Source organism: Bifidobacterium xylocopae (assembly GCF_003315615.1).
Lineage (GTDB): Bacteria > Actinomycetota > Actinomycetes > Actinomycetales > Bifidobacteriaceae > Bombiscardovia > Bombiscardovia xylocopae.
The window spans coordinates 15,890-32,398 of sequence record NZ_PDCH01000009.1 but is presented as its reverse complement, the minus strand read 5'-3'; the positions used below and the strand labels follow the sequence as shown (position 1 = coordinate 32,398).

General features: G+C 65.8%; 10 protein-coding genes. 5 read left to right on the top strand and 5 right to left on the bottom strand.

The features are described 5' to 3' along the window. Positions 1-51 precede the first annotated feature (51 nt). Together CRD59_RS05185 and CRD59_RS05180 are read right to left on the bottom strand one after the other, a co-directional pair. Positions 52-1,002 (bottom strand): LysR family transcriptional regulator, encoded by a 951-nt coding sequence (locus tag CRD59_RS05185; RefSeq protein WP_113853631.1) that lies wholly within the window; start codon positions 1,000-1,002, stop codon positions 52-54. A gap of 284 nt (positions 1,003-1,286) precedes the next feature. Next, complete coding sequence (locus CRD59_RS05180; protein WP_113853630.1) at positions 1,287-2,909, bottom strand: NAD-dependent malic enzyme; 1,623 nt, start codon at positions 2,907-2,909, stop codon at positions 1,287-1,289. A gap of 304 nt (positions 2,910-3,213) precedes the next feature. Between CRD59_RS05180 and CRD59_RS05175 the strand changes: the two genes are divergently transcribed. The 3 genes from CRD59_RS05175 (at position 3,214) to xylA (ending at position 7,140) form a co-directional block, all read left to right on the top strand. Next, positions 3,214-4,686 carry a DASS family sodium-coupled anion symporter gene (locus CRD59_RS05175; RefSeq protein WP_113853629.1) on the top strand — a complete coding sequence of 491 codons (1,473 nt, stop codon included), beginning with the start codon at positions 3,214-3,216 and terminating at the stop codon, positions 4,684-4,686. Positions 4,687-4,847: 161 nt separating this feature from the next. Continuing rightward, entirely contained in the window at positions 4,848-5,618 is a 771-nt protein-coding gene (locus CRD59_RS05170; protein WP_236632736.1) for a copper homeostasis protein CutC, read from the top strand. Positions 5,619-5,793: 175 nt separating this feature from the next. Next, positions 5,794-7,140 carry a xylose isomerase gene (gene xylA, locus CRD59_RS05165; protein ID WP_113853628.1) on the top strand — a complete coding sequence of 449 codons (1,347 nt, stop codon included), beginning with the start codon at positions 5,794-5,796 and terminating at the stop codon, positions 7,138-7,140. A 128-nt stretch (positions 7,141-7,268) separates the two neighbouring features. Here xylA and CRD59_RS05160 read toward each other — a convergent pair whose 3' ends face one another. Continuing rightward, a complete protein-coding gene (locus CRD59_RS05160; protein WP_113853627.1) occupies positions 7,269-8,777 on the bottom strand; it encodes a xylulokinase in 1,509 nt (502 codons plus the stop codon). 207 nt (positions 8,778-8,984) lie between these two features. Here CRD59_RS05160 and CRD59_RS05155 point away from each other — a divergent pair, with 207 nt between their 5' ends. Then, a complete protein-coding gene (locus CRD59_RS05155; RefSeq protein WP_113853659.1) occupies positions 8,985-10,241 on the top strand; it encodes an ROK family transcriptional regulator in 1,257 nt (418 codons plus the stop codon). Positions 10,242-10,343: 102 nt separating this feature from the next. Here the strand turns inward: CRD59_RS05155 and CRD59_RS05150 are convergent, their stop codons facing one another. Next, positions 10,344-11,243: a carbohydrate kinase family protein gene (locus tag CRD59_RS05150; RefSeq protein WP_113853626.1), complete on the bottom strand. Its 900-nt coding sequence runs from the start codon at positions 11,241-11,243 to the stop codon at positions 10,344-10,346. A 102-nt stretch (positions 11,244-11,345) separates the two neighbouring features. Continuing rightward, positions 11,346-12,719 carry an ROK family transcriptional regulator gene (locus CRD59_RS05145; RefSeq protein WP_113853625.1) on the bottom strand — a complete coding sequence of 458 codons (1,374 nt, stop codon included), beginning with the start codon at positions 12,717-12,719 and terminating at the stop codon, positions 11,346-11,348. Positions 12,720-12,922: 203 nt separating this feature from the next. Between CRD59_RS05145 and CRD59_RS05140 the strand changes: the two genes are divergently transcribed. Then, positions 12,923-16,354, top strand: a complete 3,432-nt coding sequence (locus CRD59_RS05140; RefSeq protein WP_113853624.1) for a glycoside hydrolase family 2 TIM barrel-domain containing protein — start codon at positions 12,923-12,925, stop codon at positions 16,352-16,354. Positions 16,355-16,509 lie beyond the last annotated feature (155 nt).

Genomic DNA, 16,509 nt, shown 5'->3' with positions numbered 1-16,509 from the left:
CTGTGCCGGGGATGGGGCTGGTGGGACGAAGCGGACCATCCGGCAACAGGCTCAGGCGCGGACTGTGGCGAGCTGGGTATCGGCATAGGCGGTGAAGGCGCGCAGGTCGGCTTTGACATCCGGGCTGGAAGTGCGGCGCTGGTCGTGGAAGAGGTAAATGTTGAACTTGGGCGCCTGGGAGTCGGTGAAAGGCAGGAAGGTCAGACCATCCCCGTCCTCGATGCCGGCCGAGGTGATGAAGCTGAAGGCCACGCCCGCCTGGGTGATGGCTTTCAGCGTTTCCACGTCCGCTACCTCGATGATGCGGGAGGCTGGTATGTACCGGCGCAGGAGCGCGTCCGAGGCATCTGCGTGGATAAACTCGTGGTTGAGTGTGACGAAGCGGGTCGACTCGGGTAAGCGGATCAGATCGGCGACATGCAGCCCCTGCCCCGGGCCGTCACCCAGCTGCCTGATCGCGCTGGCGCTGCCGGCCAGACCGAAGGGGTAAGTGATGACACGGCGGATCTGGACCTCCGGAATCGCGAGCTCGTCCTGGACCGAGGCCACGGCGCCGTAATCCACCTGGTGTCTGCGCATCTGTTCCAGCAGACGGCCGGAGCCGACGGTGCATAGGGAAAGTGAGCCGGACAGGCCGGCCAAGGGAAGGCGGCTTTCATGCGAATCCCGGTTGAGCAGGGAGGAGATGATGGGCGGCAGGCCGATTCGCCTGGTCAACGTCCGCCCGGTGGTCGCCACTGCCGCCCCCAGGCTGTCGAGCTCGGCCAGGATCTGCTCCGCATGCCGCACCGCCACCAGGCCTGCAGGTGTCAGTTGCACGCCGCCGGCACCGAAGCGTTGACGGGCGACCAGGGGTTTGCCCAGCTGCCGTTCCAGACGCTTTATCGCCATGGAGACTGTGGGTTGCGAAAGGTGGGCCTGGTAGGCCGTCTCGGTGAAACTGTGGTTATGGGACAGGTCGACCAGCAATTTCAAGTCGCGTATATTCTCCACCTGCGTCATGCCCGCACCCGCTTCCTCTGATACCTGGCCGCCCCGATGCTCCCCGGTGGACCCGGGGTCGGCGGCAGTCGGTTCACTTCCCTGTGCGCAGCCGCCCGAATCAGGATGCCTTCCCTGTTTCCAGTGTACCGGTTCGGACCATGTGGAAACGGCCGGACGTCAGGGGGCTCGGACGGCCAGGGCCTGGTTTTCGCCCGCGGTGTACGGATAAGGCCCCGGTCCGCCACTGGGGTGGAACCGGGGCCGCAGCCACCGGATTGATGGCTATGTCCTAAGGGTTGGGCTCAATCCTCGAAGGACCAGCGCGCGTCGATTACGGCCCGGGCCACGTCCGTCACCGGCTCCCGGCTCAGGCCCTCGTCCATGGCCTGCTGGGCGACGGCTGTGGCCACCCGGCGGGATATCTCCTTCAAATCCTTGACCGCCGGCAGCACGGCCGCCCCGGGCCGCCCCGAGTCAATCATGTCGGAGATGGCGTAGGCGCCGGCCAGGAGCATGCGGCGGCTGATGTGCTTGGCCTTGGCCACGATGGCGCCGAAGCAGATACCCGGGTACATCAGGGCGTTGTTGCCCTGGCCGATGTAGTAGGTGGTGCCCTGGTATTCGACCGGGGCGGAGGGGGTGCCGGTGGTTACGAAGGCCTTCCCGCCGGTCCACTTGATCACGTCGGCCGCCTTGGCTTCGGCCAGCTCGGTTGGGTTGGAGATCGGGCAGATCAGCGGGCGCTCCACATGCGAGGCCATGGTCTTGACGGCCTCCTCAGTGAAGGCGCCGGGCTGTGTGGAGGTGCCCACCAGAACCGTGGGATGGAAGGCGTCGATGGCTTCGGTTAGGGAGGTGGTGTCCGCGACCGCGATGAACTCGCCGGGCCGGCGGGCGTACTTCCTCTGTCCCTCGGTCAGGTCGTCCTGGCCGGCGATGACCATGCCCTGGCGGTCGAAGAGCATGACCGAGCGGCGGGCGGCCTCCTCATCCATGCCGTTGGTTAGGATCAGGTCGTCCACGATCTGGTCGGCGATGCCCACGCCCGCAGTTCCCGCGCCGTAGATCAGGGTACGGGTGTCCTCGGGGGCCAGGCCGGAGATGCGCCGGGCCGCCAGCAGAGCCGCCAGCACTGTGACCCCGGTGCCTTGGATGTCGTCGTTGAGGGTCAGTATCCGCTCCTGGTAGCGCTTCAGGATGGGCGCCGCCTCGGGCCGGCCGAAGTCCTCCCAGTGGATAAGGGCGTTCGGATAGCGCTTCAGGGCCTCCTGCACGAAGGACTCGATGAAGTCGTCGTAGCGCTGGCCGCGCACGCGCTCGATGTGGTTGCCCACGTAGTCGGGGTTGTCCAGGAGCTCCTTGCGGTTGGTGCCCACATCCACCATCACCGGCAGTACGCGCGAAGGGTCGATGCCGGCGGCGGCCGTGTAGACCGCCAGCTTGCCGGTCAGGATCTCCGCGCCCTGGGCGCCCCAGTCGCCGATGCCCAGGATGCCCTCGGCGTCGGTGCAGACCACCAGGTCGATGTCGCGTCCCTGTGTGTACTGATCCATGGCGGCACCGATCCGGTCAGGCCGCTGAATCGAGATATAGGCCACGTCTGAACCGGAGTAGTGCTTGTCGTACTGCTGTATGGACTGTGCCACGGTCGGCGCGTAGACGATGGGCATGTACTCAGTCAGGTGCTTGTCCATGGACCGGTAGAAGAGCCTGCGGTCCGTGCGGCACACTCCCATCAGGTAGAGGCGCTTGGCCAGGTCGGTGGGCTCCTTGAGGAACCGCTCGTAGACGATCCGCTCCTGCTGATCCGGCGTCTGCACGCCCGCCGGCAGCAGGCCGTCCACATCAAGGCGTTCACGCTCCTCGGCGGAGAAGCGCAGCCCCTTGTTGGCGTAGGAGTCATTGAGGGTGTCGAAAGCCGTCATCGTTCACTCACCTTTGCTGTATGCGGCCGCGCCCCGTCGCGCGACTCGCTGGTAGGGCCCAGCCTAGAAACGCTCGCCGTGCGGCGCAAATGCGTCCGGCGAATATGGTCCGAACCTTGCGGATACAGGCTTTTTCGGCCTCGCCCCGGTGTCCGCCTGGGGGAGTGACTTATTGGATTGCCTAATTTGCGGGCCGTACCGAATCGGCGCTAGTTTGGGAGGACTTCGCACGGCGGGGCTCGACGACGAGCCGCCGGTGACGAACAACGGAATGTGACACGCGTGAATGTGAAGGAGCACTCCCATGTCGAGTACGGACAAGCAACCGGGCTCCGCCCAGGGACAGGCGGTGGACAAAGCCGCGTTCAACACCGGCCAGCTGGTGCGCTCGCTGGTGTGCGTGGGGGCGGGCCTGGTCATCTTCGTGATTCCCCCGCCCGATGGTCTGACGTCTCAGGCCATGCGCATGCTCGGCGTCTTTGTCGGCACCATTTTGGGCCTCATTCTGCAGCCCCTGCCCACTTCGTCGGTGGCCATCATCGGCATGACCGTAGGTATGTTCACCGGTGCGCTGAATGTCAAGAAGGCGGCCTTCGCGGGTCTGGGTTCACCTTCGATCTGGCTGATCGTCGCGGCTTTCTTCATCGCCCAGGGCTTCGTCTCCACCGGCCTTGGGCGGCGGATCGCGTTGATCTTCCTCTCCCTATTGGGCAAGTCCAGTCTGGGTATCTCCTACGGTCTGGCGGCGGCGGACCTGGTGCTCTCCCCGGCCACGCCCTCGAACACCGCGCGTCTGGGCGGCATCCTCTTCCCGATCATCACCTCGGTCTCGGACGTGCAGGAATCCACCCCCAAGTCGGATGAGTCCCGCAAGCGCATCGGCGCCTTCCTGGCCCTGACCGCCAATAATGTCAACGCCATTACATCGGCCATGTTCGCCACGGCCATGGCGGCCGGACCGGTGGTCTTCCAGCTGGCGCAGAAGTCGGGCGTCTCCATCAACTGGGGCATGTGGGCCCTGGCCTGCATCGTGCCCGGCCTGATCTGCCTGGTTGTCATCCCCGCCCTGATCTACAGGCTCTTCCCGCCCACGGTCAAGCATGTGCCTCGGGCCCAGGCCGATGCCAAGGCCGAACTCAGGGAGATGGGGCCTCTTGGCATGCATGAGTGGATCATGCTGGTCACCTTCATCGTCATGCTGATCCTATGGGCCACCGGCTCGATCTTCCATGTGGAGGCCACCGTGGTCGCCTTCCTCGGCGTCTCCGTGCTCCTATGCACCAAGATCATCACCTGGAACGACATGGCATCCAACAAGTCCGCCTGGTCCACGCTGATCTTCTTCGGCGTCCTGGTGGGCATGGCGCAGCCCCTGAACGACCTGGGTGTGACCGGTTGGGCCGGCAAGCTGATCGCCAACCTGGTCCACGGCATGCCCTGGATGCTGGTCCTGGCCATCCTGACCGTCTTCTACTTCTTCATCCATTACATGTTCGCCTCTGAGCTGGCCCAGGTGGCCGCCATCTACACGCTCTTCCTAGGCGTGGCGGTCGCCGCCGGCGTGCCCGCCACGGCAGCCGCCCTGATGCTGGGCGTGGCCTCGGGGCTGATCGGCGCCATGACCCACTACGCCTCCGGGCCCGCCGCCCTGATCTACGGCGCCGGCTATGTCAAGACCTCCGAGTTCCTGCGCATCGGCCTGATCTGCGGCCTGGTCACCATCGCCATCTTCCTGACCATCGGCATGGGCTGGTGGAAGGTAATCGGCATCTGGTAAACAGCGACTCACCGATGCAATCCCACCGGCGCAAGGGGAACGTTTCCTGCGCCGCCGGGGCTTTCTGCTGTCCGATGCCGGTTGGTGGCTGTGTCGCGTATCCGTGACGGACGGCGCTAGGCTGGTGATGATCAGAACGGCCCGGGTGAGGGGAGACTGACATGGCGGTGCGCGGCGGGGTGCGGTTGGAGATAGCGGTGCAGGACCTGGCAGGGGCGGCGATCGCCCGGCAGGCCGGCGCCGACCGGGTGGAGCTATGCGTGGCCCTGGGCGCCACCGGCGGACTGACTCCCAGCCTGGGCCTGGTGAAGCAGTGCGCCGGGGCCGGGCTGCCTCTGGGGGTGCAGGTGCTGGTGCGGCCCCGGGGCGGCGATTTCATCTACAACGAGGAGGAGCGCGTTCTGCAGCTGGAGGACGCTCGCCTGGCCATCCGCGCCGGTGCCGCCGGCATCGTGACCGGCGGCCTGGACCGCCAGGGCGGACTGGATGAGGGCTTCATGGCTCGTATGGCCCAGCTGGTACGGACCGAGTCGAGCGCGGAGGGCCGGCGGGTGGACTTGACCTGCCACCGGGCCTTCGACGTGGTGGGGGACCGGTCGGCCGCTCTGGAGACACTGATCGACCTGGGTTATGACCGGGTGCTTACCTCCGGCGGCGCCTCCGCCGTGCCCCGGGGTCTGGACCAGCTGGACGCACTCACCCGGCAGGCCGCCGGCCGCATCCAGATCATGGCCGGTGGAGGCCTCAAGCCGGCCGGCATCAAGGATGCCGTGGCCGCCGGGGTCGACGCCGTGCATATGTCCGCCCGCCGCATGGTCGCCTCTTCCGGCGGTCCGGGCGGGGGTGGTGACGAAGCCCAAGTCGAACGAACCGATCCTGGACAGGTCAGGGCAGCAGTCGCCGCTTTGGCTGCCGCGCTTGCGTTAGGGTAAGCGGGAGCGGGGCGCTGCGAGCCAGTCGGTCTCACAGACGGCGAGGTGCACCATATATAATTTAATGAATTGACAAAATAGGTTCAATCGTCTTATCATGGGGCTGTCGGAGGCGCCGAAGGCGTTCCCGTTGCAAGGCATCACATATATTATTTCATCGCAAAGGAGCATCCCCATGGGGCTATGGGACATTGACAAGATCGAATATGTGGGCCGTTCGGCCGGCATCCAGGAAGGCCTGGGCTTCCGCTACTACGACAAGGACAAGGTGGTGGCCGGCAAGCCCATGAAGGACTGGCTGCGCTTCGCTGTGGCCTGGTGGCACACCTTCAACCAGGGGCTCGTCGACCCCTTCGGCGATCCCACCGCCCAGCGGCCCTACTACAAGTACAGCGACCCCATGGACCAGGCGCTGGCCAAGGTTGATTACGCCTTCGAGCTCTTCGACAAGCTGGGCGTGGAGTTCTTCTGCTTCCATGACCGCGACCTGGCGCCTGAAGGGGACACCCTGCGCGAGAGCAATGCCAACCTGGACAAGGTGGTCGACAAGATCGAAGCGAACATGAAGGGCTCCGGGGTCAAGCTCCTGTGGAACACGTCCTCCCTGTTCACCAACCGCCGGTTCGAGGCGGGTGCCGGCACCTCGCCGTTCGCCGACATCTACGCCTACTCGGCCGGTCAGCTCAAGCACAGCCTGGAGATCGGCAAGCGTCTTGGTGCTGAGAACTATGTCTTCTGGGGTGGCCGTGAAGGCTATGAGAGCCTGTGGAACACGCAGATGAAGCGCGAGCAGGACCACATCGCCTCCCTCTTCCGCATGTGCGTGGACTACGCGCGCGAGATCGGCATGGACGCGCAGTTCCTGATCGAACCCAAGCCCAAGGAGCCCACCCTCCACCAGTACGACTACGACGCGGCGACCACGATCAACTTCCTGCGCACCTACGACCTGGATAAGGACTTCAAGCTCAACCTGGAGGGCAACCACGCGAACCTGGCCATGCACACCTACCAGCACGAGATTCGCGTGGCCCGCGAGGCCGGCTTCCTGGGCTCCCTGGACGCCAACCAGGGCGACAAACTGATCGGCTGGGACATGGACGAGTTCCCCTCCGACCTATACGAGACCACGTCGGTGATGTGGGAGGTCATCGCCGCTGGCGGCATCGGCCCCCACGGCGGGTTGAACTTCGACGCCAAGCCCCGCCGCACCTCCTTCACGCCGGAGGATCTGTTCCGCACGCACGTGGTCGGCATGGACGCTTTCGCCGCCGGCCTCCTTGTCGCCGCCAAGATGCACGAGGACAAGTACATCGAGAACCTCCAGGCCGCGCGTTACTCCTCCTTCGATTCCGGCATCGGCACGTCCGTCGAGGACGGCTCCGCCTCCCTGGCCTCCCTGGAGGACTACGCGATTGACAAGCCCCAGTCCGAGCTGGTCGCCGCCTGCAAGTCCGATCACCTGGAGTCGGTCAAGGCGACAATCAGCAACTACATGATCGAGGCGCTTGCCGAGGCCTGACACCAGGCCCTTTCCCGGTGGACGGCCGCGTTCTTGCCTCTCTGTCCGCCGGGGTTCCTTCAGCTGTCATCAGGTGTTTGAAGCCCCCTCGGCGGCAAGCCCGTTGCCGGGGGGCTTTGCGCATTTGCTCAGCCGCGCCAGCGGGCGTATTGGGCGTAGACGGCTGGGGTGGGGGAGGCGGTTAGGGTTGCTTCGATCTGCACCGGCCAGGCCGGGGGTTCGGGGGTGTCGGCCAGGGTCCAGGCGGCCTGGCGGGCGGCGCCGATGGCCACGTATTGGTCTATTCGTGGCAGCAGTACGTCCATGCCCCAAATGGCCGGGGCGTAGGCACGCACGGCTGTCGAGCGGGCGCCGCCGCCGACCAGGAGGATCCTGTCCACGCGTGCGCCCAGGTGTTTCAGGAGCTCCAGGCAGTCGCGCTGGGAACACAGCAGGCCCTCCACGAACGCCCGTGCCAGGTTCTCCTGCCGGGTGTTGGCCAGGGTCAGACCCTCCAAGCGGGCCCGGGCGTCTGGGCGGTCGGGGGTGCGCTCGCCGTCGAAATAGGGAATCAGGCTGATGCCGCCGGCACCGGGCTCGGCCTGGTCGGCCAGCTCGGCCAGACCGTCGTAGTCCACGCCCAGGGCGGCTCTGCCGGCGTCAAGGATGCGGGAGGCGTTGATGGTGCAGGCCAGGGGAAGCCAATGGCCGGTCGCATCGGCGAATCCAGTCACCGCCGCGGACATATCGTAGACCGGGGCGGGGGATACGGCCGCAGCCACGCCGGAGGTGCCCAGGGAAAGGGAGACGTCGCCTACGTCCATGGAGAGGCCCAGGGCGGTCATGGCGTTGTCTCCACCTCCGGGGGCGATGACACAACCGCCGGCGACATTCTTGCCGGCGATCGAGGGGTCGGCCCTGCCTCCGGCTTCATGCGGGCCGAGGACTCGGGGGAGAATGACCTGCTCCGCCAGGTCGGCCGGCAGGGCGAGTGCCAGGAGGTCGCGACGGTAGCTGTCGTTGGCGGGGTCGAAGTATCCGGTGCCCGAGGCGTCTGACCGGTCGGTGAACAGGGCATCAAGGCCTATGTCGGCCGGTGGTTCCGCCTGCGCTGGTCCGTGTCCCGCAATCCGCCAGGTCAGCCAGTCGTGGGGTAGGCAGACCGCCGCGATACGGCGCGTATGATCGGGTTCCTCCTGGGCCAGCCAAGCCAGTTTGGTGATGGTCAGGGAGGCGACGGGGGAGGATCCGACCGCCTTGACCCAGCGTCGACGGCCAAGCATGCAGGGATCGCTGTCCCGGTTGGACTCGGCCGGGTTGGTTTGCGCCTGCCCCAGCCGCCTGATCAGGTCTCGCGCCTGTGGGGCCGAACGGGTGTCGTTCCACAGGAGGGCGTCACGAACCACATGGCCGGTCTCATCCAAAGTCACCATGCCGTGCTGCTGGCCACCCACGGCGATGGCGGCTACGTCATCCAAGCCTCCGGCCTGTGCCGCCGCCTTGCGGAAGGCGATCCACCATGCCTCCGGGTCCACTTCGGTGCCGGTGGGATGCATGGCCTGGCCGAAACGCACCTGCTCGCCGGTCACTGCGTCGGTCACCCTCACCTTGCATGATTGGGTTGATGTATCCACACCGGCCACCAGTATTCGCCCCATGGCCGCCTCCTCGCCGCTCGAACAGTGGGGTCCATGCCCCGTGGCGACCAGTGTATTCCCTGCCCAGGATAATTGTTTAATGAGTGAATTAAATACTGGGCCTGCAGGCCTGCGCCGCGCAGCAGAATCGGCGGTCAGGAGAGGATGGTGTGAGACCATTGGGTTGGGGCGGGTGTGGGCCTGCGCCAGGAAGGGAAGAACGCAAGCATGGTATCTCTGCGCAGCATCAACCAGGAGGATTTGCGCGATCACAACCTCTCCGTCATTATCGGCACCATTCTGCGCGCACCCCGGCCCATGAGCCGGGCAGACCTGGCCAAAGCCACCGGATTGACCAAGGCCACCCTGTCCCTGCTTGGCGGGATGCTCTTGGACCAGGGTGTGGTCCGGGAGCTCGAACCGGACTCCTCCCAGCCGGCCTACGGGCGGCCGAGCAGGCCGTTGGCCATCGCCCCGGGCCGCTGGGCGGGCATCGGACTGCAGGTGAACACGGACGGCTATGGTTGCATGGCCCTCGATCTGTCGGGCAGGATCGTCGAGACCTCCTGGGTGGATGATGACATGCGCCGGGCTGACCCTCAGGACATCTTCGCCAAGCTCGATCGGATAACCCGGCCGGTGGAGGACAAACTGGAGAAGCACGGCTACCGGACCGTGGGGTCGGGCCTGGCCCTGCCTGGTCTGGTGACCGATGATCGCCTCCTGCTCATGGCCCGAAACCTGGGATGGGAGCGGCTCGACCTGAGTGGGTTTGAACTCGTGGACCGGCTGGACCCGGTGGCCGGCAACGAGGCCAAGATGGCTGCGCTGGCCCAGATACCGGGTTATGCCACCCAGCGGTCAGGCGGCCGGTCCGGAAACGACGCCGCTGCCCGGCCGTTGACGCCTACCGACTCTTTCATCTACATCTCGACCGACATCGGCATCGGTGGCGCTGTGGTGCGCAAGGGGGCCGTCGAGCCAGGTGACCATGGCTTCGCCGGCGAGCTCGGTCATGTGTCGGTGGATCTGAACGGGCCCACCTGCCGCTGTGGCCGGCGTGGCTGTCTGGAGACTTACGCGGGACGGCGGGCCCTGGTGGAGGCTGCGGGCATCGCCTCGGGCGACGAGGCGGTCAGCCCGCGTGCGGCGGCCGAACTCTACCGGCGCTGGCAGGAGGGGGACGCGAAAGCGGCCGATGCGATCGACCGAGCCTTGGACGCCTTGGTCTCGGTCATGACATCGGTCATCAACTATTCGGATGTGGATACGGTGATGCTGGGTGGTTTCTGGGCCAACTTCGGCGGAGACCTGGCCCAGCGGCTACAGGGCCGGCTCGCCGCCCAGGTGCTGGCCAGGGGAAGGATAGAGCCCCGTGTCCTGATGCCTGCCGTGGACCGCAGACCCGCGCTCAAGGGGGCCGCCGAAATGGGATTGCGCCGTTTCATCGACGATCCGCTGGCGTATTTCGAGGATGCGGGCTGACTCCTGGGCTCGTCCGCTCCCGGCGGGACGTCCCCACTGCCCCCCCCCCCTGACCGCCTGGTTGGTTGGCTTACCTGGCGGGGGAGGTGGGGTCTGTCCGGGTCACTCGCCCTGCTGGCCCAGGTAGTCCGGGATATGCTCGGGATAGGTGGGCCATGCGCCCGACTGGGTGCAGACGAAGGCCGCGGTGTTGACGGCGGCCCGGTGCGCCTGGGCGAGTGGCATGCCCTCCAGTCTGTGGATGGCGAACGTGCCGGAGAAGGCGTCACCGGCGCCGACTGTGTCGGCCACCTGGATGTGGGGTGTGCCCAGACGGGAGGAGGAGCCGTCCTTGAGGAAGATTGTGGAGTAGTCGCTTCCGGCCGTCAGGATGATGGTGTCCATACCGTAGCGGTCGAAGAACCACTGGCACAGCTCGGCGTCGGACTGGCCGGGGATGCGGAACATGTCGCGCAGGACCACCAGCTCCTCGTCGTTGAGCTTGAACATGGTCGTCATGCCCAGCAGCTCCTCGATCAGGTCCTTGGAGTAGTACGTGCCGCGCAGGTTGATGTCAAAGAATCGCATGGCGTCGGGCCGGGTGGCCCTCAGCAGGTCGCAGAAGGTCCCGCGTGACTGCTGGCTGCGCATGCCCAGGGTGCCGAAGCAGACGGCGTCGGACTTGGCCGCCAGTTCCTTCAGGTCATCGGTAAGCTCCATGTGGTCCCAGGCCACATCCTCCTTGAACACATAGCCGGGGATGCCCTGGTCATTCAGCCGGACCTCTACCGTGGAGGTGGGCCACTGGTTGTGCTGCAGGAAGGCGTCCACGCCCGCCTTGGCCACGGCGTCCTCCAGCTCGCGGCCAAGATCGTCGCGGCCTACGGCGCTGATTGCATAGCCCTTGGCACCGTTCTTGCTGGCGTGGTAGCTGAAGTTGACCGGCGCTCCGCCGGCCCGTTTGCCGGAGGGGAGCATGTCCCACAGGATCTCCCCCAGGCTCAGTACGATTGGCTGCTTCATCGCGGGCTTCCTTTCTTTCTTCTGTGCTGTGCCCACCCATCGGATTGAGGGGCTGGCTCCTGCTTCCTTGCCTGTTTGTTCATTACTGCACAATCTTTGAAATCACTGTCGGTCCTGCCTGTAGGGATGTAGTCTCATGGAGGGCGGTGCCGGCTGTTCGTGGCTTGCATCGGATCCGGGCCGGTGGTCGTGATGGTTGTGTCCGGCATGGGTTCCGGGTTCGGGGCCCATGCCCTCGCCCTGCCGTCGTCGTTTGAGCTCGGCGAAGAAGGTGGGTGAGTGGAGGAAGCGGTCAACAGCCACTGCCGCGGCACCCAGCAGGGTGGCATCAGCGGGCAGGCGGGACAATTCGATATGGGTGCCCTCCCTGAGTTCGGGGAGGGCGCGTTCGGCGACGATTCGCTGGACCGTGTCGAGCAATGGTCTGCCTGCGGCAGCAACGATGTCACCGATGACAATCCGGGATGGGTTGAACGCGTTGACGACTGATACACAGCCATAGCCAACATATGAGGCGATTCGCTCCACCAGCTCGCGGGCCGTTCCGTCGCCACGGGACGCCTGGAGGAAGAGGAAACGGCAGGCCTGGGCGTGGCTCAGCCCGGCGGCTTCGGGGAAATGCCCCCTATAGGGCGGTTCCTCCATGGCTTTGTGGATTGCGACTGCGGAACAGTAGCGTTCCAGACAACCCCGGTTGCCGCACTCGCAGCGGCGGCCGGCAGCGTCGATCGATACATGTCCGAGCTCGGTGGCGCCCCCGCGCTCGCCGTTGATCAACCGCCCGCCGTCGATGACCCCCAATCCAACGCCTTCGCCGACCAGATAGTAGGCCAGGTTGGTGGGTGATCCGCCGTCGGTTTCGGTGGGGGCGAAAAGGCTCTGGGCCAGGGCGCCCGCCCGTGCATCCTGTTCAATGAATGTGGGCACTGGGAAAGCCCTGCTGAATTCGTCGATGAAATTGACTCCCCGCCAGCCCTGCATGGAGGTGACCAATGCGATTCGCCCCTCGTCGCGCAGGTAGGGGCCGGGAACGGCCATGGCGACTGCCACGATCGCCGGATCAGACGCCAGCTCGGTGTCGACCAGGCTTGTGACCGCCCGCACGGTACCCGGTATGTTCCCCTCGCTCACGCGTGGCAGTTCGCCCTGCTTGAGCGGATCGCCCGCCAGGTCGAACACACCCCAGAGCACCTGGCTGCGGGCGAACTTGACTCCGATGACCTTATAGGCGTCGGTCCTGAGCCGCAAGCCGATGGAACGCCGGTGCAGGGCTCCCGGCAGGTCGCCGGTCTCCTCCACGATTCCGGCCTCGATCATGCGTCCCACCAGTTTGGAAATAGCAGCCGCCGTGAGGCCCAGTGCTTTGGCGATGCTGGCACGCGACAGTGTGCCATGCCGGTAGAGCTGCCCGGATATGCGGGCCTGGTTGAGTTCTGAGGTCGAGGAGGGTTGGCAGGCGCCGGTTCGGTGACCCATGTCTTCCTCCTTGCAGACCGTGCTGACGTTCATTCATCATATAACGACATTCATATAGTAACAAGGTTATCAAAAGGTTGCCACCGATCGCCCACCGGTTGCAGGGTCCGGTCTTACCGGTAGGTTGGTGGCCGATAAGGCAAGTTGCCTCAGGTGGCCCTAACGGGTTCACGACGGGTTCGACGACGAAACGGGGACAAGGCATGTTCATCGAGCGTTATTACGAGGATCCTTCCCTTCTGCACCTGGCCTGCCAGCCCCCCCATGCATACTTCATGCCTGATGCGGCTCCCGGCGACCGTCGTGGCGACCTGCGCGAGGGCTCCCCGCGCTTTCTCGGCCTCGACGGCGAGTGGTCATTCCGCTACTATCCGAGCAGCCATGAATTGGACGACGAGGTGGCACGCGCGGCCGCTGATGGCTCGAAGGCCTTCTTCCAGGCCGATTTCAATCCGCAAACGGATGCGGGTACGGCCTTGTACCGACCCACACCGGTGCCCTCGGTCTGGCAGTCCCAGGGCTATGACAGTGAGCAGTACTCCAACGTCGAATACCCCTTCCCCTTCGACCCCCCGCGCGTGCCGGAGGACGACCCGTGCGGCGTCTACCTGCGTGACTTCGACTACGAACCCGACCGATGCGCCCCCCGCGCTTTCCTCAACTTCGAGGGTGTGGACTCCTGCTGCTACATCTGGGTCAATGGTGCTTTCGCCGGCTACAGCCAGGTCGCCCATTCGACTTCCGAATTCGAGGTCACCGCCCTTCTCAGGCCGGGGCGCAACCGCTTGGCCGTGCTGGTCCTCAAATGGTGCGATGGTTCCTACCTGGAGGACCAGGACAAGTTCCGCATGAGCGGTATCTTCCGCTCCGTCTACATCCTGCGCCGGCCCCAGGTGGCCATCCGCGACTACTTCGTCCACACCGACCTGGCCGATGACCTGCGCTCCGCCAAGGTTCGAGTGGACTTGGATTTCCTGTCCTGGGGTCGGTCGCGGGAACTGGCGGGCGAGGGCGGCGACAGGAGCGGGGGCAGAGCTGGCACCGCAGTGCGGCCCTGCCTGGTGACCGGCTCCCTCTATGCGCCTGACGGCCAGCTGGTCGGCCGGGTCCAAGCCGGTTCGGCAGGCGCCGGCGCCGGCACGGGTGAAGACGGCCGCGCGCTTTTGGAGTTCTCGGTTCAGGATCCCCAGCTGTGGAATGCGGAGGAGCCCAGGCTCTACCGGCTGGAACTGAGTTCACGATCGGTTGACGGAGTCACGGATGCCACCGGAGGCTCACCCAGCGAAGTCATCACGGACTATGTGGGTATCCGGCGGATCAGCGTGGACGGCGGCGTGGTGAGCGTCAACGGCCGGCCCATCACCATCCATGGGGTCAACCGCCACGACTCCGACCCGGTCACCGGCTTCGCCATATCCCAGGAGCAGATGCTGCGGGACCTGCGGCTGATGAAAGAGCACAACGTCAACGCCATCCGCACCTCCCACTATCCGAACGCCCCCCACTTCTACGCCCTCTTCGACCAGCTGGGCTTCTTCGTGATCGCCGAGGCAGACGTGGAGGCCCACGGGATCGAGACCCTCTACAAGCCCCAGGGCGGCGACGAGCCCGACTGGTGGAACGGCCTGATCGGCGACGATCCGGCCTTCTCCGACGCGATCGTGGACCGGGTGAAGCGATCGGTCGAGCGGGACAAGAACCGCCCTTCCATCATCATCTGGTCCATGGGCAACGAGTCGGGCTACGGGTGCGGCTTCGAGGCCGCTCTGGCCTGGACCAAGCGGCGGGACCCCGACCGCCTGACCCACTACGAGTCCGCCATCCACGGCTCGCCACGCGAGGACCTGGACTACTCCAACCTGGACCTGCACTCGCGGATGTATCCCTCCATCGAGGAGATCGATGACTACTTCAAGACGGGCGGTGCCAAGACCCCGCGCCGCCACCAGGGCGTCTCCACGCACGGCGACGACGGACAGCGGGGGAGCAGGCCCTACTTCCTGTGCGAGTACGCGCACGCCATGGGCAACGGGCCGGGCGACCTGGAGGAGTACTTCCAGGCCTTCCAGCGTCACCCCGGGCTCCTGGGCGGCTGCGTCTGGGAGTGGTGCGACCACGCGATCGACGCCGGGCGCACCAGGGACGGGCGCAAGGTCTACCTGTACGGCGGCGACCACGGTGAGTACCCCCACGAGGGCAACTTCTGCATGGATGGCCTGGTCTACCCGGACCGCCGTCCGCACAGCGGCCTGAAGGAGTTCAAGAACGTCTTCCGTCCCGCCCGGGTCGCGGGCTTCGACCAGGCCGCGCGCACCCTGACCCTGCGCAGTTATATGGACTTCGTCGATCTTTCGGCTTATCTGAGTGTGGCCTGGACCATGTTGTGCGATGGCGAGCCCTTCCAGCGCGGTTACTTCGGCGATGGCGATGGCTGTGGCGAAGGCGGCGACTGGCGGGAGGACACCCTTCTGGACGCCATCGACTGCGGTCCCCTGCCTTCTATCCCCCCGCGCGGCCAGGGACAGCTGACCCTGCCTGCCGTTGACCTGCCCGAACGGGGCAAGGTCACCCTGCTCCTGACCTACCGGCTGAAAAGCGCCGACGCCCTCCTTCCCACCGGTTTCGACCTGGGGTTCGATCAGGTGGATCTGGCCGTGGAGGGTCGGACCAACCAGGTGGTCGCCACCCTGCTCGATCGCTGCCGGCCGACGGCCGTCGGCCAGCCCAACCGTCTGATCGACGCCGGTGGCAGCCGTCCGCTCGGTGGTGGGGATGCCCCCACGATCAGCGAGAGTTCGGCCTTGCTGGCCGTGGAAGGCACCGACTGGCGCACCGTCTTCGACAAGCGCACGGGCCTGCCCGCCTCCATGGATTACGCCTGCCGCCGCCTGCTCGACCGGCCCATGGAGGTCAACGTCTGGCGGGCGCCGACCGACAACGATGCCCTGGTCAAGGAGCAATGGCGCCGGGCCGGATACGACCGCGCCTACGCCCGGGCCCTGGGGATCGAAGCCATTGTCGATCAGCGCACCGGCGCGGTGAGCGTGAGTTCTCGGATGCTCCTGGTGGCCCCGGTGATTCAGCCGATCGCGCGGATCCAGGCCGACTGGACCCTCACGGCCCAGGGCGCGCTGAGTCTGACCATGCGGGTCCGGCGCGACCCCGCCTTCCCCTTCCTACCCCGCTTCGGCCTGCGTCTCTTCCTGCCGAAGCCCATGGGCAACGTCACTTACTGCGGCTACGGGCCGGGCGAGTCCTACGTAGACAAGCACCGGTCCGCTCGTTACGGCGTCTTCGCCTCCACGGCCCAGGGCTTGTTCGAACCCTACCTCAAGCCCCAGGAGGGCGGCTCCCACTGGTCCTGCGACTACGTGAACGTGGAGGGCCCGGACGTGGCCCTGACTGCCCTGTCCGAGCGGCCCTTCTCCTTCAACCTCTCCCCGTACACCCAGGAGGAGCTGACCGCCAAGGGTCACAACCACGAGCTCGAAGAGTCCGCATCCACTATCCTGTGCCTGGACTACGCCCAATCCGGCCTGGGTTCCGCCTCCTGCGGCCCCGTCCTGGCTGACCGCTACCGCATGGACGATACCGACTTCACCTACACCCTCCACTTACTGCCCCAGGCGAAATGAGACAATGCCAGTGCATGCCATGTCCGGTTCCAGGGCTTGTAAACCGGTACGTGGCCTGTCTTAATGGTGGGGAGGTGGCCCATGCCAGGGGCAGGGACAGCAGGGATGCGGAAAAGATGGCGGACGGGGCGGTCATCCTATCCCTATCCGCCGTA